Source organism: Citricoccus nitrophenolicus, assembly GCF_047305825.1.
In the GTDB taxonomy this organism is placed as follows: Bacteria; Actinomycetota; Actinomycetes; order Actinomycetales; family Micrococcaceae; genus Citricoccus; species Citricoccus nitrophenolicus.
This window is the reverse complement of the sequence record NZ_CP063070.1, coordinates 327,311-349,724: the sequence shown is the minus strand read 5'-3', so window position 1 is coordinate 349,724 and position 22,414 is coordinate 327,311. Positions and strand designations below refer to the sequence as shown.

Genomic DNA, 22,414 nt, shown 5'->3' with positions numbered 1-22,414 from the left:
TCGGTGGTTCCGGGTCCGCAGAGCTCTCACACACGGCGTCCTCGGTGTCCTCGGTGTCCTCGGTGTTCAGGAGGTTCAGCAGTTCCCTGCTCCACAGCGGCCCGCCTCGTGGCGGGCCGTCCCCATCGGCGCGTTGCTGGCCGGCAGGGGAGGGGTCTGAGGCAGCACAGTGGGGTCATGGGAAGCCAACACCACCGTCCTGATCAACCGCCGGCCTGCCGGACCGCGCGGCTGGACGGCCTCTTCGGCCCGTGAGGATCCAGGCGGACGGGGAGGTTCCCGCTCCGGTCGACCTGAGGCTCGTTCCCGCAGTGGTCCTCTCGGTGGCCACCTGTCTTGCAGTGCCTGTCCTGCCGTACGAGTTGGCCCTGATCATTCCGTGGTGCCTGCTGGCCGGGGCGGCCGTGGCCACCACGGGGATGGTGTGGACGGCACGCCGCCAGCGAACCGGTGCCAGCACGGTGGCTGCGCTGGCTGCGGTCGCCCTGTGGATCTCCGCCGTGGCCGGCATGCAGGCTGTCGCAGACCGCGGCCCGGTGCGGGAGGCCGGCTGGGAGGACGCTGTTTCTGCCGATCGACCCCTACGGCTTGTGGGGGAGGCCCTGGGACCCGCCACGCGCGGTTCGTCGCCGTTCGGTGAGAGCTGGCACCTGACCGTCTCAGTGGAGCGCTTCGGCCATCCAATCCGCGAACTGCCCGGCGGCGTGGACGCAGTGGTGTTCGGCGGCAGCGACTGGGAAGGGGTGGAGGCGGGGGCGAGGGTGTGCTTTGTGGCCACCCTCGAGGGCCAGGGATCATCCGTCTTCGCCCATGCCTCGAGCGCACCCGAGACCGGATCATGCACTGACTCGGGCCAGGACCCGGCGTCGAGCTTGACTCCCACCGGCCGTGACATCGTGCGATCGGCCGTCCGGGAGGCAGCGTCGGGAGCAGTGGGCGCCGCGCCCCAATTGTTGCCGGGGCTCGTCCTGGGGGACCGATCGGCCCAGGAACCTGCACTGGACGAGGCCATGAAGGCCTCGGGGCTCAGTCACCTGAGTGCCGTGAGCGGGGCGAACTGCACGCTGATCGCCGGTGCCGTGACCATGGCGCTTCGCTCGTTCCGCGTGCGTCGCCCGGTGGTGCTCGGCGCCGTCCTGGGGGTGTTGCTGGTCTTCGTGATCATCGTGGGACTGGAGCCCTCGGTGGTCCGTGCCGCCGTCATGGGTGCCCTCGGCGCCTGGGCCGTGTTCTTCGGGCGGGGACGGCAGGCCCTGCCGGTGTTGTGTCTGGCGGGCTGCCTTCTGATGTGCTGGCAGCCCGGGCTCGCCACGGAACCTGCGTTCCAGCTCTCCCTGGCGGCCACGGCTGGGATCGTCCTCGCCGCGCGGCCGGTGGAACAGTGGCTGACCGCCGCGATGGGCCGGTGGCTGCCCGGCCCTGTGGCGGGTGTCCTCGGAGCCGCCCTGGCGGTGTCCACCACGGCACAGGTCGCCTGCCAGCCCCTCCTGGTCGGGATGACCGGCGAACTCAGCGCCTACGCGGTGCCGGCCAACCTCATCGCCGCACCGCTGGTGCCGTTCATCACCGTGCCCGGTACCGTGGCTGCCGTCCTCGCCGTGCCGTGGCCCGGTGTGGCCGCCGCGGTGTTCTGGTTGGTGGGGTGGCCGGCGGCGGGCATCGGGTGGATCGCCACCACGGTCTCCGGATGGCCCGGTGCCCTGCACGCCTGGCCGGAGGGCGCCCTGGGTGTGGCGATGGTGGTGGCACATCTCGCGGGGGCCCTCGCCCTGTTGTGGCTGGTACTGCGCTGGGAGCGGTCTCGCCCGGCACGTGTCCGGATCCTGGGGCCTGGCGCCAAGCCACCTGCCCGGCCACCGCGCCGGGTCCGATGGATGCTGGCGGCGGCGTGGACCGCCGTCTGCGCGGCGGCCGGGAGCCAACTGGGCCTGGTGGCCGCCCCACCCTCCGGGACACTCCCGGAGGACTGGTCGCTGGCCGCCTGTGACGTGGGCCAGGGGGACATGCTGGTACTGCGGACGGGGGACCGGTCCGGCATGGTGGTGGACACCGGTCCGGATCCGGCCGCGGTCCGGGCCTGCCTGGACCGGATCGGGGTGGAGCGGGTGGACCTGCTCGTGCTCACCCACCTGCACCAGGACCACGTCGGCGGAACCGAGGCGGTCCTCGACTGCTGCCGTCCCACCGAGTTCCTGTACTCGTCCCGTGGTGAGGGCGCCCCGCCGGCGGGAGCCAGGATTCCCGAGGCCGGCGATCGGGGCAGCGTCGGAGACCGGGCTGCGCAGGGGTGGCAGGTGGACTGGACCGTGCTGGCGGCGGACTCGGAGGCGTCCAATGAGAACGATGCCTCGGTGCAGATGCTGGCCACTGTCCGGACGGCGCAGGGTAGCTACAGCGTGCTGCTGACGGGGGACATGGAGGAGGAGGCCAGCGCGGCCCTGTTGGAGCAGGGGCGCTACCCGGAATCGGTCGATGTGCTGAAGGTGGCCCACCACGGGGCGCAGAACGGTGGCCACGAGTTGGTCCGCGCAGTGGACCCCGTGGTCTCCGTGGTGCAGGTGGGCCGGGACAACAGCTATGGCCATCCCCACCCCTCCGTGGTCTCCGAGTTGGAGAGGCACGGCCCGGTGGTTCGCACGGATCAACACGGCACCACGGTGCTCTCACTGCGGGAGGGCCGGCTGGTGCCGACCCTCACCGGGTCCCGGGCTCCCGAGACGGTCGGGCGCACCGGCCGGGGAAGCGGGGACGGATAGGATGGTCCGCATGCCCGCACCCAGCCGAAGCCGCCGCCCCACGAGTTCCGGGACCGACTGGCGCACGGTGGCACCGGCCCCGTTGATGCTGCTGAAGGGCCCTGAGGACTTCATCGCCGCGCGGGTCACTGACCGGGTGCGCTCCGCACTGCGGGAACAGGATCCCGGTGTGGAGTCCCACCGCCTCGACGCCGCCGACTACGAGCCCGGGCAACTCTCCGTGCTCTCCAGTCCGTCCCTGTTCGGAGAGGCCAAGATCCTGCAGGTGGACGCGCTGCAGGAGATGAACGAGGCCTTCCTGGCGGACAGCCTGGACTACGTGCGGTCCCCGGCGGATGACGTCACCCTGATCCTGCGCCACACCGGTGGCAACCGCGGGAAGAAGCTGCTCGACGCGGTGACCGCGGCAGGGGTGCTCGTGGACTGCCAACCGATCAAGTCCGACGCGGAGAAGACGGACTTCGTGCAGGGGGAGTTCCGGTCCCGGCGCCGGCAGATCGATCCCGAGGCAGTGCGTTCACTGCTGGACGCCACCGGCGGTTCACTGACGGACCTGGCCGCGGCCTGTCAGCAGCTGGCCGAGGACACGGAGGGCACCGTCACCCCTGAGATCGTGGACCGGTACTACGGCGGGCGGGTGGAGGCCACCGCCTTCCGGGTCGCCGATGCGGCGATCGAGGGCCGGGCCGGTCAAGCCACCGCCCTGTTGCGGCATGCACTCGCCACGGGCGTGTCCGCCCCCGCCATCACAGGGGCCCTGGCCATGAAGACGCGGCAGATCGCGCGGATCGTGGACGCTCGGATCGGGCAGGGCCAGATCGCCGGCGTGCTGGGGATGGCACCGTGGCAGGCCCGGCGCGTGTCCGAGACCGTCCGGTTCTGGAACGCGGCGACCATCGCCGCGGCCATCGAATGGGTGGCCCAAGCGGACGCGGAGGCCAAGGGGCTGGCCAAGGACGCGGACTACGCGGTGGAGCGGGCCGTCACGCGCATCGCCCTGGCGGCCCGTCGCTGACGGCAGTGCTGACGGCGGCCGTTCGGGCCGCACCGCATAAACCGCACCGCATAAACCGCACCACTTGGACCACACCGCCTAGACCACACCGATTAATCAACGAAGCCCCCGTCCAACTGGACGGGGGCTTCGTTGACAGGCTCGGAGGCTCAGGCCTCGACCTTGTTCACGCGCTTGGCGATACCGGACTTGCGGTTGGCAGCCTGGTTCTTGTGGATGACGCCCTTGCCAGCGGCCTTGTCCAGCTTCTTGCTGGCCAGGGCGACGGCGGAGGCGGCGGCAGCCTGATCGCCGGAGGCGACGGCCTTGTCCACGGCGCGGATGACCGTGCGCAGCTCGGACTTCACAGCGTTGTTGCGCTGGCGCGACTTCTCGTTGGTGAGGATGCGCTTCTTCTGGGACTTGATGTTAGCCAAGGAAAGGTCTTTCTGTTGTCTTCTGACGTGGTCGGTGAGGGGTAATCCCGAATCCGGCGACTGAGCGGCGTGGGGATACCTAGGTAAGCCGTTCCGGGAGTGCCCGTCGACCTGCGCGGACACACAGCTGGTTAGTCTATCACGACCATCCGTTGCGCTCTCGGAGTCCGGCGGACACGGCCTCGAAGGTCCGCTCGTCCACCACACCGCCCTCGCGGCGCACGTCGCGGGGATTGACCTGCAGGATCCGGTCGAGCTTCACCTCGGAGGGGCGGCCCTGGGCATCCCAGGCTCCGGTGCCGATGTCGATGTAGTCGGGATCGTGGGACGTACCGTTGTTGCGGTCCCGGCTGGTCAGCTGGGCGGCCAGCAGGTATCGGCCGTGCTGGCCCACCACCAGTACGGGGCGGTCCTTGCCGCGGCCGTCGAGCTCCTCGAAGGGAACCCAGGTCCACACCACCTCCCCGGGTCCCGCCTCGGAGCCGGGGATGGGGGAGTACTGAACCTGGGCCGCGCCGCGGAAGTCCCCCGGATAGTCGGTGACCTGGCCGCCGGAGCCCGCTGCGCCGCCGTCGTCCCCTCGGGGTGCCGGTGACGTCCGGGACCCCGGCGAGTCCTGGCGGGACGAGGACATCCTCTGGACCTGGCGGGCCACGCGGACCACTCGGCGGCCGACGCGTAACAACTGATTGAAGTTCACTGCCATGTCCACAACCTAGCAACCTCTGGGGCAGGCTGCGGGGCATCAGAGGCGTGGTTGCGCCGGAAACATGGAAGAATGGGTCACTGATCACCTGCACCCACCAGTCGAAGGAAGATGCCCGTGTCGCCCATGGCGAGCAACGCGCCGGTGCCCGCCGCCACCGATCCCGCGATCATCAGGAATTTCTGCATCATCGCGCACATCGACCACGGCAAGTCCACGCTGGCAGACCGCATGCTGCAGTCCACCGGTGTGGTCCAGCCACGGGACATGAAAGCGCAGTACCTGGACCGGATGGACATCGAGCGTGAGCGCGGGATCACCATCAAGTCCCAGGCCGTGCGCATGCCGTGGGGCGTGGACGGTGCCGACTACACGCTGAACATGATCGACACCCCCGGGCACGTGGACTTCACCTACGAGGTGTCCCGCTCCCTGGCCGCCTGCGAGGGGGCCATCCTGCTCGTGGACGCCGCGCAGGGCATCGAGGCGCAGACCCTGGCCAACCTGTACCTGGCCATGGAGAACGACCTCACCATCATCCCGGTGCTGAACAAGATCGACCTGCCCTCGGCGGACCCGGACCGCTACGCCGCCGAGATCGCCGGACTGATCGGCGTGGACCCGGATGACGTGCTCCGGGTCTCCGGCAAGACGGGCGTGGGCGTGGAGGCCCTGCTGGACCGCGTGGTGCAGGAGATCCCCGCCCCCGTGGGAGTGGTGGACGCCCCGGCCAGGGCCATGATCTTCGACTCCGTGTATGACACCTACCGCGGCGTGGTCACCTATGTCCGGGTGATGGACGGCCGGCTGTCCCCGCGGGAGAAGATCCGCATGATGTCCACGGGCGCCACCCACGAGCTGCTGGAGATCGGGGTCTCCTCCCCGGAGCCCAGGCCGTCCAAGGGACTGTCCGTGGGGGAGGTGGGCTACCTCATCACCGGCGTGAAGGACGTTCGTCAGTCCAAGGTCGGTGACACCGTCACGGGCGCCAAGCGGCCCGCCGAGGAACGGATCGGCGGCTACGAGGACCCCAAGCCCATGGTCTTCTCCGGCCTGTACCCGATCGACGGTTCGGACTACCCGGTGCTGCGTGACGCCCTGGACAAGCTCAAGCTGAACGACGCTGCCCTGATCTACGAGCCGGAGACCTCCGTGGCCCTCGGCTTCGGGTTCCGGGTGGGTTTCCTCGGTCTGCTGCACCTGGAGATCATCCGGGAGCGGCTCGAACGCGAGTTCAACCTGGACCTGATCTCCACCGCGCCGAACGTGGTCTATGAGGTCACCAAGGAGGACAAGACGGTCGTCACCGTGACGAACCCCTCTGAGTTCCCGGAGGGCAAGATCCACGAGGTCCGCGAGCCCATGGCCTCGGCCACCATCATCGTGCCGAGCGAGTTCATCGGTTCCGTGATGGAGCTGTGCCAGGGCAAGCGCGGACAGATGAAGGGCATGGACTACCTCTCCGAGGAGCGCGTGGAGATCCGCTACTGGATCCCGCTCGCGGAGATCGTGTTCGACTTCTTCGACCTGCTCAAGTCCCGCACCAAGGGTTACGCCTCCCTGGACTGGAAGGCCGATGGCGAGCAGGCGTCGGACCTGGTCAAGGTCGACATCCTGCTGCAGGGCGAGACCGTGGACGCCTTCAGTTCCATCACGCACAAGGACAGCGCCTACCCCTATGGCGTCATGATGACGGGCAAGCTCAAGGAACTCATCCCGCGCCAGCAGTACGAGGTGCCCATCCAGGCGGCGATCGGCTCGCGGATCATCGCCCGTGAGAACATCCGGGCCATCCGCAAGGACGTGCTCTCCAAGTGCTACGGCGGCGACATCTCGCGTAAGCGCAAGCTGCTGGAGAAGCAGAAGGAGGGCAAGAAGCGCATGAAGATGGTCGGCCGCGTGGAGGTGCCTCAGGAGGCCTTCATCGCCGCGCTGTCCTCGGACGGTGCCGGATCAGAGACCGGCGCCAAGAAGTAGTGCCTGCCACGCTTCCCCTCGGGAACCCCGCGCCCGACGACGGCCGGTTCCCCGAGTCCGCGGCGCGCCTGGTGCGTGAGGCGGCGGATTCAGGCCGTCCCCGCACCTTCAGCCTGTACGTGCACGTGCCGTTCTGCGAGGTGCGGTGCGGGTACTGCGACTTCAACACCTACACCGCCGAGGACCTGGGGCCCGGGGCATCCCGGGCCTCGTATGCGGACACGGTGTCCGGTGAGCTCGACTTCGCCGCCGAGGCGCTGCGGAGGTCAGGCATCCCGGACCGCACCCTGGAGACCGTGTTCTTCGGCGGTGGCACTCCCACCCTGCTGCCCGCCTCGGACCTCGTGCGGATCCTCGGCCGGGCCCGGGACGTCTTCGGCCTCACGGAGGGTGCCGAGGTGACCACGGAGGCCAACCCGGATTCGGTCAGCGCCGAGTCCCTGCGGGAGTTGGCCGCCGGCGGCTTCACCAGGGTGTCCTTCGGCATGCAGTCCGCCGTGCCGCATGTGCTGGCCACGCTGGATCGGACCCACCGGCCGGAGAATGTGCCGGCCGCCGTCGGCTGGGCCCGCGAGGCCGGGCTGGAGGTCTCCCTGGACCTGATCTACGGGACTCCGGGGGAGTCACTGGCGGACTGGCAGGTGACGGTGGAGGCGGCCCTGGCCCTGCGGCCCGACCACCTCTCGGCGTACTCCCTGATCGTGGAGGACGGCACCAAGTTCGGTGCTGCCGTGAAGCGCGGGGTGCAGGATGACGTGGACCCGGACGATCAGGCGGACAAGTACCTGCTGGCCGAGCGGCTCTTCGCCGAGGCGGGCTACCGCTGGTACGAGATCTCCAACTGGGCACTGGACCCGGAGGGCTCCGGTGTCCACCGCGCCCGTCACAACGTGGCCTACTGGCGGGACCAGGACTGGTGGGGCGCCGGCCCCGGCGCGCACTCCCACATGGCGGGCGTGCGGTTCTGGAACGCCAAGCACCCGGCCGCCTACGCCCAGCGGCTGGCCACCGGCGTCTCTGCCTCGGTGGGCCGGGAGGAACCGGATGCCGAGGCGCGGTTCCTCGAGCGGGTCATGTTGGGAGTGCGCCTCTCGGACGGACTGCCGGTCACGGAACTGGAGGCGGCGGCCGACGGCGGCGCGCGGGCGAGGCAGGAGATCGCCGCCATGATCGGTGAGGGCCTGCTGGACGGACGCGCTGCCCTGGCCGGCCGGGTGGTGCCGACCCTGCAGGGGCGGCTGCTGGACGACGCGATCGTGCGTCGGCTGGCGGGATTCTAGCTCCTGGATCCGATGATTGGATCCGACTACTGGATCAGGCGCAGGTTCAGCGGGTAGCGGTAGGGCCGGCCCTTGTTGCACTGGATGCCGGCGGCCACGCCGGAGACCGTCATGAACAGCCACAGCAGCATGGCGACGATCCCGAAGATGCCGCCGATGATCGGGATGAGGGCGAGCAGGTTCGCCACGATGGCCAGGACCGTGGGCGGCAGGGTGAAGTTCAGCGCCTCCTTGGCCTCCTGGGCCGTGAACGGGCCCCGGTGGCGGAAGACCAGGTAGATCACCAGCGAGGGGATGCACCCGAGGAAGCCGCCGAAGTGCGAGAGGGTGGCCCACTGGCGGTCCTCGGCCGGGGTCAGTGGCTCGGCCTGGTCGGGGGAGCCCTGCAGCTGCTGTTCGCGCCGGGGGGCGGCGTGGGGACGCTGGCGTTGAGGACCGCCGGGCTGCTGCTGGGACACGTCCTGGGCCTTTCCGTTCGGGAGTCGTTCGGTCGTCAGTGTACCGCCGAGAGCTGGGCGTCTAGTGGACATCGGTGGCCGTCAGGAAGTCGATGACCTCTTCTACCCGTCCCAGCAGGGCGGGCTCGAGATCGGCATAGGTGCGCACCTGGGCCAGCAGCCGCTTCCAGCCCAGGCCCACGTCCTCCTTGGTGCGGTGCGGCCAGCCGAGTCCGGCGAGGATGCCGGTCTTCCAATCCTGGCCCCTCGGCACCACGGGCCAGGCGCCGATGCCCAGGACGGCGGGCTTGATGACCTGCCACACGTCCACGTAGGGGTGGCCCACGATCAGCACGTTCCCGCGGGCGCCGGGGACCCTCATGGCCTCGGCCGCGATCCGTTCCTCCTTGGATCCGGTCACGAGGTGGTCCACCAGGATGCCGAGGCGCCGCTGTGGGCCAGGAGAGAACTCGGTGATGGCGCCGGCCAGGTCGTCGACGCCGTGGAGGGGTTCCACCACGATGCCCTCGAGCCGCAGGTCCTCGCCCCAGACCTTCTCCACGAGCTCGGCGTCATGCAGTCCCTCGACCCAGATGCGGGAGGCGCGGGCCGTGCGGGCGCGGGCGTTCTCCACGCGGAGGGAGCCCGAGGCCGTCCGCCGCGGTGGCGCAGCGCCCGCATCCGAATCGGTGGCTGAGGGGGGAACCACCTCGACGGGTTGTCCGTCCACGAGGAACCCGAAGCCGAGGGGGAAGGACTTGGTGCGCCCCTTGCGGTCCTCCAGGACGACGAGGTGGACGCCGCCGGACTTCTCGACGCGCAGGACGGCCCCGGTGAAGCCGGTACCGGCGTCCTCGAGGACGGCGCCCGTGCTGGCCGGGACCTTGGTGACGGTGCGGGCGGCAGGGCGGAAATTGCCCTCGAGGGTGCCCGGGCCCCAGCTATTCCATTCCACGGTCTCTCCATTCCACGAGAGCCGAGGCTAGCAAGGGCACCGGTGGTTTCGGCCGAACGGCTCGCTCGGGGGAGGACACCCCGATTGGACACAGGGACTAGACTTGGCACTTGCAAGTGCCGAGTGCTAAGCGGGAGCCGAGGATTGAACGGGAGGGACCGATGGTCGAACCACCACGCCGCATGCAAGTGCTGCAGGCCATCGTGGAGGACTATGTGTCCTCCCGCGAGCCGGTCGGCTCCAAGGCCCTCGTGGACCGTCACGAGCTGGGGGTGTCCTCGGCGACCGTGCGCAATGACATGGCGGCGCTCGAGGAGGAGGGGCTGATCGTGGCCCCGCACACGTCGTCGGGCCGGATTCCCACGGACAAGGGCTACCGTCTCTTCGTCGATCAGATCTCGGAGGTCAAGCCCCTCTCCGCCGCCGAGAAGCGGGCGGTGCAGACCCTGCTGGACGTCACCGGGGACTTCAACGAGATGATGGTCCAGACGGTGAGAACCCTGGCGCAGCTGACCAACCAGGTCGCCGTGCTGCAGTACCCGCACGTGGACGCGTCCACCATCCGCCACCTCGAGTTCGTCTCCCTGGCGCCCCACCGTGCCCTGGTGGTGGTGATCCTGTCCTCGGGGCAGGTGGACCAGCGGGCCTTCCAGGTGGAGGTCGAGGCCCCCGAGGCCTCTGTCTCGGCGCTCAAGCAGCTCTTCCTGCGCTACCTGGACGGACTCACTCCGGCCCAGGCGGCGGACGGACTGCGATTGGCGCTGGCGGAGGTGCCCGCAGAGGACCGCGTGCTGGCCCTGAGCTTCGCGGCCCAGCTGGACCAGGTGTTCGCGGCGCGCCGGGAGGACCGCATCATCATGGCGGGCACCGCCAACCTCGCCCGGTCCACCGGCGACTTCCCCCTCTCGATCGGTCCCATCCTCGAGGCACTGGAGGAACAGGTCGTCCTGTTGCGTCTCCTGACCGAGATGGAGCAGGATGTGCGTGGTCTCAGCGTGCGGATCGGTTCCGAGAACTCGGGATCGCTGGCCGAGGCCTCCGTGATCGCCGCGGGCTACGGCCCAGGGGCCGGAGCCAAGCTCGGCGTGGTGGGACCCACCCGCATGGACTACCCGGGAACCATGACCGCCGTACGAGCCGTGGCCCGGTACCTCTCCAGGATCCTGTCCCAGTGACCGCAGGACCACAGACCCTCTTGACACCATTCACCACCGGAAGGAACACCGCACACCGTGGCTGACCATTACGAGGTGCTCGGCGTGAGCCGAGACGCCTCCGCCGAGGAGATCAAGCGTGCCTACCGCAAGTTGGCCCGCAAGCTCCACCCTGACGTGAATCCCGCGCCGGAGGCCTCCGACCAGTTCAAGAACGTGACGCGCGCCTACGAGGTCCTCTCGGACTCGGAGAAGCGCCGCAACTATGACGCCACGGGCCACGAGAACGGCACCGGCGGCATGGGTGGCGGATTCGGCGGCGGTGACTTCGGCGGCTTCCAGGACATCTTCGAGACGTTCTTCGGCGGCGGCGGCGGTTCCGGCGGCATGGGCGGTGGCATGGGTGGTGGCCCCACCGGCCGCGCCCGCCGTGGCCAGGACGCCCTCATCATGGCCAAGATCGAGCTGGAGGACGCGGTCTTCGGCACGGAGAAGACCCTCGAGGTGGACACCGCCGTGGTCTGCCCCACGTGTGACGGCACCTGCTGCCAGCCGGGGACCCACCCGGAGACCTGCACCATCTGCAACGGCCAGGGCGCCATCCGCCGGCCGGTCCGCTCCATCCTCGGCACGGTCATGGCCGCCGAGACCTGCTCCGCCTGCCAGGGGTTCGGCACGGTCATCCCGGACCCCTGCCGCGAATGTTCGGGTCAGGGGCGCATTCGCGAGCGCACCTCACTGACCATCAGGATCCCCGCCGGCGTGGCCACCGGCACGCGGATCCAGCTCGCAGGCCGCGGCGAGGCCGGCCCCGGCGGTGGGCCCAACGCCGATCTCTACGTGGAGGTCGAGGTGCGTCAGCATGACGTCTTCGTCCGGGACGGCGACCACCTGCTGGCCACCATGAGCGTGCCGATGGCGGCCGCCGCCCTGGGCACCACGCTCACCCTGGACACCTTCGACGGTGAGCAGGAGGTCCCGGTCAAGGCCGGCACCCAGTCGGGCGAGGTCCAGACCCTCAAGGAGCTCGGCGTGGGCCGACTCCGTGGCTCCGGCCGTGGGGATCTCAAGGTCACGCTCCGGGTCGAGACCCCGTCCAAGCTGGACGATGAGCAGCGTGCCCTGCTGGAGCAGCTGGCCACCCTCCGCGGGGAGGAGACGGTCCACGGCACCACGGAGCACCGCGGACTGTTCTCCAAGTTCCGGGACAACTTCAAGAACCTGTGAGCTGAACCGTGAGCAATCCGCTCTTCTACGCCGAGCCCGGCGCCCTGGCCCCGGTCGCCCCCGGCCGCACTGCCGTGCTCTCCGGAGCCGAGGCCCGTCACGCCGCCCAGGTCATGCGCCTGGTGCCGGGGGAGCGAGTGGACGTGGCGGACGGCTCGGGCCGTCGGGTGAGCGGTTCGGTGGTCTCCGCCGCCGCCGACCGGCTCGAGGTGTCTGCCGAGTCCGTCACGGATGAGCCGGCCCCCGTCCCCGAGCTCGTCCTGGTTCAGGCCCTGGCGAAGGGGGATCGGGACCTGCTAGCCGTCCAGACGGCCACGGAACTCGGCATCGACGCGGTCCACCCCTGGCAGGCCGAGCGCTCCATCGTCCGCTGGCGGGGTGAGAAGGCCGCCAAGGCCCTGGCCAAGTGGGATGCGGCCCTGCTCTCCGCGGCCAAGCAGGCTCGGCGTACCCGGGTGCCGCGCACCCATCAGATGCTCGACGGCGGCGCGGTCGCCTCCGTCTGTGGCCCCGGCTCCCTCGTGCTCGTTCTGCACGAGGACGCCACCCTGTCTCTGGGTGAGGCTCTGGGCGAAGCTCTGGGCGAGTCCCGAGGAGCGGCCGACGCTGCGGGCCCGGTCGAGCGGATCGTGCTCGTCGTGGGACCCGAGGGCGGTATCAGCCCCGCCGAGGTCGAGGCCCTGACCGCAGCGGGCGGGCGCCTGGTGCTGTTGGGCCGGAACGTGCTGCGCTCCTCCACGGCCGGGCCGGCCGCCGTCGCCGTCCTCCAGCAGTTGCTGGGTCGGTTCGGGCCGCGCACGTAGACTGACCGTACGAACACCCCACCCTTCGAACACCGCCACCCCACCCACCAGCGCAGGAGCTGAAGCACCTCCCTTGAGCCTTCCCATGGAACGCGACCAGATCACCATCAATTTCGCCTCGGCGGAGACCATGGTGCGGACCCTCGGGCCGCAGGACCTGCTGCTGCGGATCCTCGATGGCCTGTACCCCGAGCTGACGGTCTCTGTGCGCGGTGAGGACCTGGAGGTGGAGGGGCCCGAGCAGGACGTCCACCAGGCCCGGCAGGTCATCGAGGACCTGCACGGCCTCGTCCGCCGGGGCACCAGCGTCACCCCTGAGGTGATCGAGCAGGTCACGAGCCTGGTCCGCGGCGGGTCCGGGGCAGGGCCCTCCGGGCTGCTCTCCGCCTCGATCCTCTCCAGCCGCGGCCGCAAGATCCGGCCGAAGACCCTCAACCAGCAGCACTACGTGGAGGGCATCGACGCGCACACCATCACGTTCGGGCTCGGGCCGGCCGGCACCGGCAAGACCTACCTGGCCATGGCGAAGGCCGTCCAGGCCCTGCAGGCCAAGGAGGTCAACCGGATCATCCTGACCCGTCCGGCCGTGGAGGCGGGGGAGCGGTTGGGCTACCTGCCGGGATCGCTCAGCGAGAAGATCGATCCGTACCTGCGGCCGCTGTATGACGCCCTGCATGACATGGTCGAACCCGAGTCCATCCCCCGGCTGATGGCGGACGGCACCATCGAGGTGGCACCGCTGGCCTACATGCGCGGACGAACGCTCAATGACGCGTTCATCATCCTGGACGAGGCCCAGAACACCACGGGTGAGCAGATGAAGATGTTCCTGACCCGGTTGGGCTTCGGCTCTCACATGGTGGTCACCGGGGACACGAGCCAGGTGGACCTGCCGCGCGGCGCCACCTCGGGCCTGGCCCAGGCCGTGGACGTGCTCGAAGGACTCGATGACATCGCCGTCATCCGCCTGCGCTCGGTGGACGTGGTCCGCCATCGCCTCGTGAGCCGCATCGTGGACGCCTATGAGGAGGAATCCCATGACCGTTGAGGTGGTCAACGAGTCCGGGTCGCCGGTGGACGAGGATGCGCTGCTGGCGCTGACCCGGTCCGTCCTGGCCTCCCTGCACGTGCATCCCGGTGCCGAGCTGTCCGTGGTCTGCGTGGACGAGGCCGCCATGGCCGAGCTCCACCAGGAGTGGATGGACCTGCCGGATGCCACGGACGTCATGAGCTTCCCCATGGACGAGCTGCGGCCGGGCACGGAGGATTCCCCCAGCCCGGAGGGGTTGTTGGGTGACATCGTGATCTGCCCCCAGGTGGCCGCCGTCCAGGCCGCCCGGGGCGGCCACTCCACCCAGGACGAGATCCTGCTCCTCCTGACCCACGGGCTGCTGCACCTCCTCGGCTTCGACCATGAGGAGGACGAGGAGAGGGCGGAGATGTTCTCCCTGCAGCACCGGCTCCTCAGCGAGTTCCTCGGCCGCGACGCCCCGAACCCCACCGAAGACTGATGCTGACCTCACTCACCCTGGCGGGCCTGCTGGCCGTCCTGCTCTTCCTGGCCTGGACCCTCGGCCTGGCCGAGACCTCCCTCGGCTACCTCTCCCGCAAGGAGGCCGAGGGCATCGCGATGCGCCGGCCGCGCAGTCCCATCCTCACGGTGATGGCCCGTCTTCCCGAGCACCTGCATGCCTTGCGGTTCTGGCGCCTCTTCGCCGAGACCACAGCCGCCGTGGCGGGCACCCTGTTCCTGGACTCGCTGATCGACAACATCTGGATCAGCGCCGGTGTCTCGACCGTGCTGATGGTGGCGATCTCCCTGCTGTTGACCGTGCTGTCCCCGCGCAGCGTCGGGGCTCGTCATGACGTGGCCGCCGCCCAGCGCACCGCGGGACTCGTCCGGTTCCTCACCCTCGTCCTGGGTCCCCTGCCAGCGCGCGTGGCGGCCCCCGGCCCCCGGTCCGAGGACGAGGAGGAGGAGGCCGCCGAGATCGAGGAGCGGCACTTCCGCGAGTTCGTGGCCCGGGCCCATGACGCCGATGTCCTGGAGGATGCGGAGGCGGAGCTGATCCAGTCCGTCTTCGACATGGGCGACACCCTGGTGCGTGCCGTCATGGTGCCGCGCACGGACGTGGTCACGGTGGAGGTCGGCACCAGCCTGGAGGACGCGATGAACCTCTTCCTGCGCTCCGGATGCTCCCGCATCCCCCTCATCGGGGACAGCGCCGACGAGGTGTTCGGCATGGTGTACCTCAAGGATGTGGCCTTCGCCCTGCACCGGGGACTGGGTGACGGCGCCGCGGATCCGGCCAGCCCGGTGGATCACGTGGCCCGTGACGTGCGGTTCGTGCCCGAGTCCAAGCCGGTCTCCGTGCTGCTCCAGGAGCTCCAGCGCGAGTCCACGCACATCGCCATCGTGGTGGACGAGTACGGCGGCACCGCGGGACTGGTGACCCTCGAGGACCTGATCGAGGAGATCGTCGGCGAGATCTCGGACGAGTACGACCGCCAGGACCGGCCCGAGGTGGAACTGCTCGGGGACGGCGCGTTCAACGTGGATGCGCGGATGGGCATCGACGACTTCGCGGAGACCTTCGGCCTGGACCTGGACGACGAGGACGACGTGGACACCGTCGGCGGGCTGTTGGCCAAGACGCTCGGCCGGGTGCCGATCCAGGGCTCACATGTGTCCGTCCAGGGCATCGAATTGACCGCAGAGTCCCTCCAGGGCCGGCGCAACCGCGTGGCCCGGCTGGTGGTGCGGGAGTCCCCGCGGGACGGCGGCCAGGCCCGACGGCGGCCGGGAACCGATCTGACGACCGCTCCACCGATCGAATCCCAGGAGACCACACCATGACGAACCTGCTTGACTCCACCGCTGCCCCCGAGGGGTTCCGTGCCGGCTTCGTCTCGTTGGTCGGGCGCCCCAACGCGGGCAAGTCCACCCTGACCAACGCCCTCGTGGGGGAGAAGGTCGCCATCACCTCATCGAAGCCGCAGACCACCCGGCACACCATCCGTGGCATCGTGCACCGTGACGCCTTCCAGCTGGTCCTCGTGGACACCCCGGGGCTGCACCGTCCCCGGACCTTGTTGGGGCAGCGGCTCAACGACCTCGTGAACGAGACCCTCGGAGAGGTGGACGCCGTCGGGTTCTGCATCCCTGCTGATGAGAAGATCGGCCCGGGCGATCGATTCATCGCCGGCCAACTCGCCCTACTGAACCGCAAGCCCGTGGTGGCCCTGGTGACCAAGACGGACAAGGTGAAGCCGGATGCCGTCGCCGAACAGCTGCTCGCCGTCACCGCCCTCGGCGACGAGGTGCTCGGGCCGGAGAACCAGGGGACGGGATTCGCCGCCGTCGTGCCGGTGTCCGCTGTGAAGGGCCACCAGGTGGAGGACGTGGCGGGCGTACTGGCCGATCAGTTGCCGGCCTCCCCGCCGCTGTACCCGGACGGCGAGCTGACGGACGAGCCCGAGGTGACGATGGTCGCCGAGCTGGTCCGCGAGGCCGCGCTGGAGGGCGTGCGGGACGAGTTGCCGCACTCCGTGGCCGTGGTGGTGGAGGAGATGAACCCCCGCGAGGGGCGCCCGGAGTCCAAGCCGTTGCTGGACATCTACGCCAACGTCTTCGTGGAGCGGGACAGCCAGAAGGCCATCATCATCGGCAGGGGTGGTTCCCGGCTCAAGGCCATCGGCTCGGCGGCCCGGACCTCCATCGAGAAGCTGTTGGGCACGCCCGTCTACCTGGACCTCCGGGTGAAGGTGGCCAAGGAGTGGCAACGGGACCCCAAGCAGCTCGGGCGGCTGGGGTTCTGACGGTGTTAGGCTGGCTCCATGTTCGACCGACTGGATCTCGCCGGGGCCACCCCGGACACCCTTGCGGGGCTGCTACTACGCCGCCGCAACGGGGCTGAGCCGTCGGTCGTGGCAACCGCCATGCGCTGACGCACCGGGGTCTTCGCACCCCGGCCGGGCCGGAACCCCGTTGCGGAGGAGACCTGACGGCCCCCGTAGCCAGACCACCCCGGTGCACGAGCCGGGTTTCACGAAAGGCAGCGTCCAGCCCCATGCGCAATTTCCAGAAGACCTCCGGGATGAAGTTCCACAAGTACCTCCCGTTCCAGGACCAGATCGAGGTCAGCCTCCCCGACCGCACCTGGCCGGACCAGATCATCACGCAGGCACCCCGCTGGTGTGCGGTGGACCTGCGGGACGGCAATCAGGCGCTCATCGACCCGATGGGCCCGGAGCGCAAGATGCGGATGTTCGAGCTGCTCGTGAACATGGGGTACAAGGAGATCGAGGTCGGCTTCCCCTCCGCCTCCCAGACCGACTTCGACTTCGTCCGCGAGCTCATCGAACAGGACCGCATCCCCGAGGACGTCACCATCCAGGTGCTGACCCAGTCCCGTGAGCACCTGATCGAGAGGACCTATGAGGCACTCGAGGGGTGCCACCGGGCCATCGTGCACCTGTACAACTCCACCTCTGTGCTCCAGCGCCGGGTCGTGTTCCGGGAGGACATGGACGGAATCGTGGACATCGCCACCTCCGGGGCCCGGCTCTGCCGGAAGTACGAGGAACAGCTCACGGGAACCGAGATCGTGTACCAGTACTCGCCGGAGTCCTACACTGGCACCGAGCTGGAGTTCGCGGCCCGCATCTCCAACGCGGTGGGCGAGATCCTCGAGGCCTCGCCCGAGCGGCAGATGATCCTCAACCTGCCGGCCACCGTGGAGATGGCCACGCCCAACGTCTACGCCGACTCGATCGAGTGGATGCACCGCAACCTGGAGAACCGGGAGGGGATCATCCTCTCCCTGCACCCCCACAATGACCGCGGCACCGGTGTGGCGGCGGCCGAGCTGGGCTACATGGCCGGCGCGGACCGGATCGAGGGCTGCCTGTTCGGCAACGGCGAGCGGACCGGCAACGTGGATCTCGTGACCCTGGGCATGAACCTGTACAGCCAGGGCATCGACCCGATGATCGACTTCTCGGACATGGACGGGATCCGCCGCACCGTGGAGTACTGCAACCAGCTGCAGGTCGCCGAGCGGGTTCCCTACGGCGGAGACCTCGTCTTCACAGCCTTCTCCGGGTCCCACCAGGACGCCATCAAGAAGGGCCTCGAGGCCATGGACGTGGACGCGGCGGCCGCCGGAACGGACCGGGACGGCATCCCGTGGGCCGTGCCCTACCTGCCGATCGACCCCCAGGACATCGGCCGTTCCTACGAGGCCGTCATCCGCGTCAACTCCCAGTCCGGCAAGGGCGGGGTGGCCTACCTGCTCAAGACCGAGCACAACCTGGATCTGCCGCGGCGCGCCCAGATCGAGTTCTCCCATGTCATCCAGGCGATGGCCGACTCCCAGGGCGGTGAGGTGACCGGGGACCAGCTGTGGGGCGTCTTCCAGGACGAGTACCTGCCGGCCGAGGACACGGCGGAGGACACCACGCGCTGGGGCCGGTACCGCCTGGGCGATGTCAGCTCGCACACTGCCGAGGACGGCAACTTCACCATGACCGCCGAGGCGGAGGTGGCCGGTGAGAAGCGCGTCCGTACCGTCACCGCCAACGGTCCCATCGCCGCCCTCGTCAAGATCTTCGGGGATGAGGGCCTGGACATCCGGGTGCTGGACTATGCCGAGCACGCCCTGTCCGAGGGCGGCTCGGCCATGGCCGCCGCCTACGTGGAGTGTGCCGTGGGGGGCCGGGTCCTCTGGGGCGCCGGCCTGGACTACAACACCACCATGGCCTCGCTGAAGGCCGTGGTGTCCGCCGTGAACCGGGCCCTGCGGGATGACGAGGAGCTGGTCCGGGCCCTGGAGTCCCCGGCCCGGGGCTCGGCCGCGCAGGTCTGATGGCCCGGGGTGGTGCCGGCTACGCGGCGAACAGCTACCGCACCGACGCCCTGGTGCTGCGCACCTACACGCTCGGTGAGGCCGATCGCATCATCGTGCTGCTGACCCTCGGCCACGGCCAGGTCCGGGCCGTGGCCAAGGGGGTTCGCCGGACGTCCTCCAAGTTCGGCGCCACCCTGGAGCCCTTCATGCTCTCCCGCCTGCAGTTGGTCCACGGCCGGAACCTGGACATCATCACGCAGGCGCAGTCCGTGACCCCGTACGGGCAGCGGATCGCGCAGGACTATGACGCCTATGCGGCCGCCTCCGCCATGGTGGAGACCGCCGAGCGGCTCACCGCGACGGAGGTGGGGGAGCACGGTGGAGGGCTGGAGGCGCCGAGCCAGTTCCGGTTGTTGCACGGAGCCCTCGCAGCCCTCGCCCGGGGCGCGCATGCGCCCCGGCTGCTCCTGGACTCCTACCTGCTGCGTTCCCTGGCCACGGCCGGCTGGGCCGCGAGCTTCACCGACTGTGCCCGGTGTGGGGTGACCGGTCCACACCGCTCGGTCAACGTGACCCTCGGCGGCAGCGTCTGTTCTGACTGCCGTCCGCCCGGGTCATCCACGCCGTCACCGGACACCATCGCCCTGCTCGCAGCACTCCAATCGGGCCAGTGGGACGCAGCGGACGCCTCGGACGATGCATCTCGCCGGGAGGCGGCCGGTATCGTGGCGGGGTACCTCCAGTTCCACCTGGAACGCCACCTGAAGTCGCTGGCCGTGATGGACCAGTCCGGCCCGCCCAACGGCCAGCGCTCCTGAACCACCCCTGATCCCGCCCTGATCCCGCCCTGATCCCGAGGACCCGCACCATGCCTTCCCGCCCCGCTCCAGGCGCCGTCCGTGCCGAGCCCTTCGAACATCCCTCAGGTGCCCGCCCGCCGCGGATCGATCAGCGGTTCATCCCCCGCCACGTGGCCATCGTCATGGATGGCAACGGCCGCTGGGCCAACGCGCGTGGACTGCCGCGCACAGAGGGGCACCGGGCCGGGGAGGCGGCCCTGCTGGACGTGATGGCCGGCGCCGTGCAGCTGGGCATCGAGCACGTCTCCGTCTACGCGTTCTCCACCGAGAACTGGAAGCGTTCCCCGGAGGAGGTCCGCTTCCTCATGGGCTTCTCCCGGGACGTCCTGCGCCGCCAGCGGGACACCCTGGACTCATGGGGCGTCCGGATCCGCTGGAACGGCCGGCGCCCTCGGCTGTGGAACTCCGTGATCAAGGAGCTTGAGATCGCTGAGGAGCAGACCCGGGCCAATACCCGCTGTCACCTGACCATGTGCGTCAACTACGGCTCGCGCGCCGAGATCACGGACGCGGTGCAGGACATCGCCCGCGAGGTCGCCGCGGGTCGGCTGAAGCCCTCCGGCATCCGGGAGGACACCATCGCCCGGCACCTGGACGAGCCGGACGTGCCGGACGTCGACCTCTTCGTGCGCACCTCGGGGGAGCAGCGCCTCTCCAACTTCCTGCTGTGGCAGTCGGCCTACGCCGAACTCGTCTTCCTGGACACGCTGTGGCCGGACGTGGACCGCACCACCCTGTGGGACGCCGTGGAGGTCTATGCCCGCCGCGACCGCCGGTACGGTGGCGCGGTGGATCAGGCGGGATCCGGCTCGGACTCCACCGCGTAGGCGCCCATCCACCGGAACACCTCGTGGGCCGCAGCCCTCCGGATGGCCGGCGGAGAGGCCATCACGTCATGCAGCGCCCCGGCGTGGCGGACCACGGTGACCTGCCGGCCCAGGCGGGTGGCCCGCTGTGCCAGGGGCTCCACGTCCAACACGATGTCCGCTGCGGTCATGTCCTGGCGCCAGGACGGGTGGAAGACGGTGCGGTCCGAGAGCATCACGTAGACCGGCTCAGTGAGGCCCAGTCCGGCGGCAACGGTGGCGTGCCCGGCCATCACGGCCTTGAGCCAGCCACCGGGGACCTCGAACGAGTACTGGGGCCGCCAGAGCGGGTGCAGGTCCCATTCGCCGTCGGCCGCGGAGGAGATCGTCCGCCAGTAGTGGTCCACGCGCGGCAGCCTGAGGAAGTTCTTCGGGTGCAGCCGCACCATCGGGTCCAGCACGGCCGAGGCCATGCGCCGGACGAGGGCAGAGCCCTGCATCTCCAGCCACGGGCTGTTCAGCACGAGTGCCCGCGCGCGGCCGGGGTGCCGCGCTGCCCACAGGGCCAGGGTGAGCCCGCCTGTGGAGTGTCCCATGAGCACCGGCCGCTGCGGGTGGTCCCGCGCGATGATGCGCAGTGCCCGCCCGATCTCGTCGTCATAGACCTCGAGGCTCGCGGCCCAACCGGGCGTCTGCCCCGGGCGGAGGGAACGCCCGTACTTGCGCAGGTCCAGGGCGTGGAACGCGTAGCCACGCTCGGCGAACAGCCGCGCCAGCGGCGCGTTGTAGAAGTAGTCGGACCAACCGTGGACGTACAGCACCGGAGTGCCCAGCGGCTCACGGTCGGCCAACCGGACCAGGGTGGCGGCATTGGGCCCCTCCTCGTCCACCTCCAGCGGAATGGTCTGGCGCTCGAAGCCCGGCAGGATGTCCGGGACCCATACCCCGGGTGGCGAGTCGGACAGGAGCTCGCCGGGCCCCGGATCGGCGGTGGGGGCGAAGGGGGTGTCCATATGACGGACATGGTACGGGGCGCAACGTGGAGCCGACCACCGGTGGAAACATGGTTCCATAAGGATCATGACTGCTCTGCCCCCGCTGCCCCGTGTGTACCCCGCGTTCTTCAACGCCGTCTTTCGGGGCATGGACGCCGAACGGGCCCACCACATCGGCTTCTCCCTGATCAGGGCAGCCGAGGCAGGCCGCGCGTCGATGGCGCTGCGCCTGGCCACGCGGCCGGCGGCGGGGCTGGCCACCCGGGTCATGGGCCTGGACTTCCCCTCGCCCTTCGGGTTGGCCGCTGGATTCGACAAGCAGGGATTGGGCACCGCGGCCCTGGCTGACCTCGGCTTCGGCCACATCGAGGTCGGGACCATCACGGGCCAGTCCCAGCCCGGCAATCCGGCCCCGCGCCTGTACCGCCTGATGGAGGACCGGGCGTTGATCAATCGGATGGGCTTCAACAATGACGGCGCCGCGGCCGTCGCCCCGCGTCTGAAGGCCACCCGTCACGCCCTGACGAGGCGGTTCGGCCAGCGCCGTCCCGTCCTCGGGGTCAACATCGGCAAGACCAAGTCAGTGCCGCTCGAAGATGCCACCGGCGACTACCTGGCCTCCACGGCCGCCCTGGCCGTGCATGCCGACTACCTCGTGGTCAACGTGTCCTCACCGAATACGCCCGGACTGCGTCAGCTGCAGGACATCGAGTCCCTCGCCCCGCTGCTGGCCGCCGTGCGGCGGGAGGCGGACCGGACCACCGGCCGCCACGTGCCGCTGGCCGTCAAGATCGCCCCCGATCTGGCGGACGAGGACATCGACGAGGTCGCGGCCATGGCGGTGGAGATGGGCTTGGACGGGGTGATCGCCACGAACACGACGATCTCTCGGGACGGGCTGAGTACGCCGGCCGACGAGGTGGCGGCGATGGGGGCCGGCGGCGTGTCCGGGGCGCCACTGAAGGAGCGGTCGCTTGAGGTGCTGGGCCGGTTGCGGGGTGCCCTGCCGGACACGGTGGGTCTGATCTCCGTCGGCGGGGTCACCACGGGGGAGGACGTCCGTGAGCGGCTCGACCTCGGGGCCGACCTGGTGCAGGGGTACACCGCGTTCCTCTACGAGGGGCCCTTCTGGGCGGCCCGTATCAACCGCGAGCTGAATTCGACCTCGACGTGAACCC

The 22,414-nt window shown here is 69.8% G+C and carries 20 protein-coding genes; 15 read left to right on the top strand and 5 right to left on the bottom strand.

What is annotated here, in order from left to right:
- The first annotated feature begins 251 nt into the window (after positions 1-251).
- Both IMT31_RS01660 and holA read left to right on the top strand, forming a co-directional pair.
- A complete protein-coding gene (locus IMT31_RS01660) occupies positions 252-2,756 on the top strand; it encodes a ComEC/Rec2 family competence protein (protein ID WP_413543535.1) in 2,505 nt (834 codons plus the stop codon).
- 10 nt (positions 2,757-2,766) lie between these two features.
- Entirely contained in the window at positions 2,767-3,771 is a 1,005-nt protein-coding gene (holA, locus tag IMT31_RS01655) for a DNA polymerase III subunit delta (protein ID WP_413543534.1), read from the top strand.
- A gap of 149 nt (positions 3,772-3,920) precedes the next feature.
- On the opposite strand, the gene rpsT is transcribed toward holA, so the two are convergent.
- Positions 3,921-4,187 carry a 30S ribosomal protein S20 gene (rpsT, locus tag IMT31_RS01650; RefSeq protein WP_345356218.1) on the bottom strand — a complete coding sequence of 89 codons (267 nt, stop codon included), beginning with the start codon at positions 4,185-4,187 and terminating at the stop codon, positions 3,921-3,923.
- 139 nt (positions 4,188-4,326) lie between these two features.
- Positions 4,327-4,893, bottom strand: coding sequence for a type II toxin-antitoxin system PemK/MazF family toxin (locus IMT31_RS01645; RefSeq protein WP_345356215.1), 567 nt, complete (start codon positions 4,891-4,893; stop codon positions 4,327-4,329).
- A 117-nt stretch (positions 4,894-5,010) separates the two neighbouring features.
- Here IMT31_RS01645 and lepA point away from each other — a divergent pair, with 117 nt between their 5' ends.
- Together lepA and hemW are read left to right on the top strand one after the other, a co-directional pair.
- A complete protein-coding gene (lepA, locus tag IMT31_RS01640; RefSeq protein WP_345356212.1) occupies positions 5,011-6,870 on the top strand; it encodes a translation elongation factor 4 in 1,860 nt (619 codons plus the stop codon).
- Complete coding sequence (gene hemW / locus IMT31_RS01635) at positions 6,870-8,150, top strand: radical SAM family heme chaperone HemW (protein WP_413543533.1); 1,281 nt, start codon at positions 6,870-6,872, stop codon at positions 8,148-8,150. Before lepA ends, hemW begins: the two co-directional genes overlap by 1 nt.
- A gap of 26 nt (positions 8,151-8,176) precedes the next feature.
- Here hemW and IMT31_RS01630 read toward each other — a convergent pair whose 3' ends face one another.
- Entirely contained in the window at positions 8,177-8,608 is a 432-nt protein-coding gene (locus tag IMT31_RS01630) for a DUF4870 domain-containing protein (protein WP_345356205.1), read from the bottom strand.
- Positions 8,609-8,669: 61 nt separating this feature from the next.
- Positions 8,670-9,542 carry a DUF3097 family protein gene (locus IMT31_RS01625; RefSeq protein ID WP_345356202.1) on the bottom strand — a complete coding sequence of 291 codons (873 nt, stop codon included), beginning with the start codon at positions 9,540-9,542 and terminating at the stop codon, positions 8,670-8,672.
- Positions 9,543-9,703: 161 nt separating this feature from the next.
- Between IMT31_RS01625 and hrcA the strand changes: the two genes are divergently transcribed.
- The 10 genes from hrcA (at position 9,704) to IMT31_RS01575 (ending at position 20,262) form a co-directional block, all read left to right on the top strand.
- On the top strand, positions 9,704-10,717 hold the full coding sequence (hrcA, locus tag IMT31_RS01620; protein WP_345356199.1) for a heat-inducible transcriptional repressor HrcA: 1,014 nt from the start codon (positions 9,704-9,706) through the stop codon (positions 10,715-10,717).
- 57 nt (positions 10,718-10,774) lie between these two features.
- Positions 10,775-11,923 carry a molecular chaperone DnaJ gene (gene dnaJ, locus IMT31_RS01615; protein ID WP_413543532.1) on the top strand — a complete coding sequence of 383 codons (1,149 nt, stop codon included), beginning with the start codon at positions 10,775-10,777 and terminating at the stop codon, positions 11,921-11,923.
- A gap of 8 nt (positions 11,924-11,931) precedes the next feature.
- Positions 11,932-12,726 carry a 16S rRNA (uracil(1498)-N(3))-methyltransferase gene (locus IMT31_RS01610; protein ID WP_345356193.1) on the top strand — a complete coding sequence of 265 codons (795 nt, stop codon included), beginning with the start codon at positions 11,932-11,934 and terminating at the stop codon, positions 12,724-12,726.
- Between the two features lie 85 nt (positions 12,727-12,811).
- Positions 12,812-13,774, top strand: coding sequence for a PhoH family protein (locus tag IMT31_RS01605; protein WP_345356190.1), 963 nt, complete (start codon positions 12,812-12,814; stop codon positions 13,772-13,774).
- Positions 13,764-14,237: an rRNA maturation RNase YbeY gene (gene ybeY / locus IMT31_RS01600; RefSeq protein ID WP_413543531.1), complete on the top strand. Its 474-nt coding sequence runs from the start codon at positions 13,764-13,766 to the stop codon at positions 14,235-14,237. The genes IMT31_RS01605 and ybeY overlap by 11 nt, the downstream gene beginning before the upstream one ends.
- Positions 14,237-15,583 carry a hemolysin family protein gene (locus tag IMT31_RS01595; protein ID WP_345356184.1) on the top strand — a complete coding sequence of 449 codons (1,347 nt, stop codon included), beginning with the start codon at positions 14,237-14,239 and terminating at the stop codon, positions 15,581-15,583. The genes ybeY and IMT31_RS01595 overlap by 1 nt, the downstream gene beginning before the upstream one ends.
- Positions 15,580-16,545, top strand: a complete 966-nt coding sequence (era, locus tag IMT31_RS01590; RefSeq protein WP_345356181.1) for a GTPase Era — start codon at positions 15,580-15,582, stop codon at positions 16,543-16,545. The genes IMT31_RS01595 and era overlap by 4 nt, the downstream gene beginning before the upstream one ends.
- A 251-nt stretch (positions 16,546-16,796) precedes the next feature.
- The gene (gene leuA / locus IMT31_RS01585; RefSeq protein WP_345356179.1) at positions 16,797-18,593 is read left to right on the top strand and encodes a 2-isopropylmalate synthase; all 1,797 of its coding nucleotides are present in this window, start codon (positions 16,797-16,799) and stop codon (positions 18,591-18,593) included.
- Entirely contained in the window at positions 18,593-19,393 is an 801-nt protein-coding gene (gene recO, locus IMT31_RS01580) for a DNA repair protein RecO (RefSeq protein WP_413543530.1), read from the top strand. The genes leuA and recO overlap by 1 nt, the downstream gene beginning before the upstream one ends.
- A gap of 50 nt (positions 19,394-19,443) precedes the next feature.
- Positions 19,444-20,262, top strand: a complete 819-nt coding sequence (locus IMT31_RS01575; RefSeq protein ID WP_345356173.1) for an isoprenyl transferase — start codon at positions 19,444-19,446, stop codon at positions 20,260-20,262.
- Here the strand turns inward: IMT31_RS01575 and IMT31_RS01570 are convergent.
- Entirely contained in the window at positions 20,229-21,254 is a 1,026-nt protein-coding gene (locus IMT31_RS01570; RefSeq protein ID WP_345356171.1) for an alpha/beta hydrolase, read from the bottom strand. The two genes, IMT31_RS01575 and IMT31_RS01570, sit on opposite strands and share 34 nt — an antisense overlap.
- Before the next feature lie 67 nt (positions 21,255-21,321).
- Here IMT31_RS01570 and IMT31_RS01565 point away from each other — a divergent pair, with 67 nt between their 5' ends.
- On the top strand, positions 21,322-22,410 hold the full coding sequence (locus IMT31_RS01565) for a quinone-dependent dihydroorotate dehydrogenase (protein WP_413543529.1): 1,089 nt from the start codon (positions 21,322-21,324) through the stop codon (positions 22,408-22,410).
- Positions 22,411-22,414 lie beyond the last annotated feature (4 nt).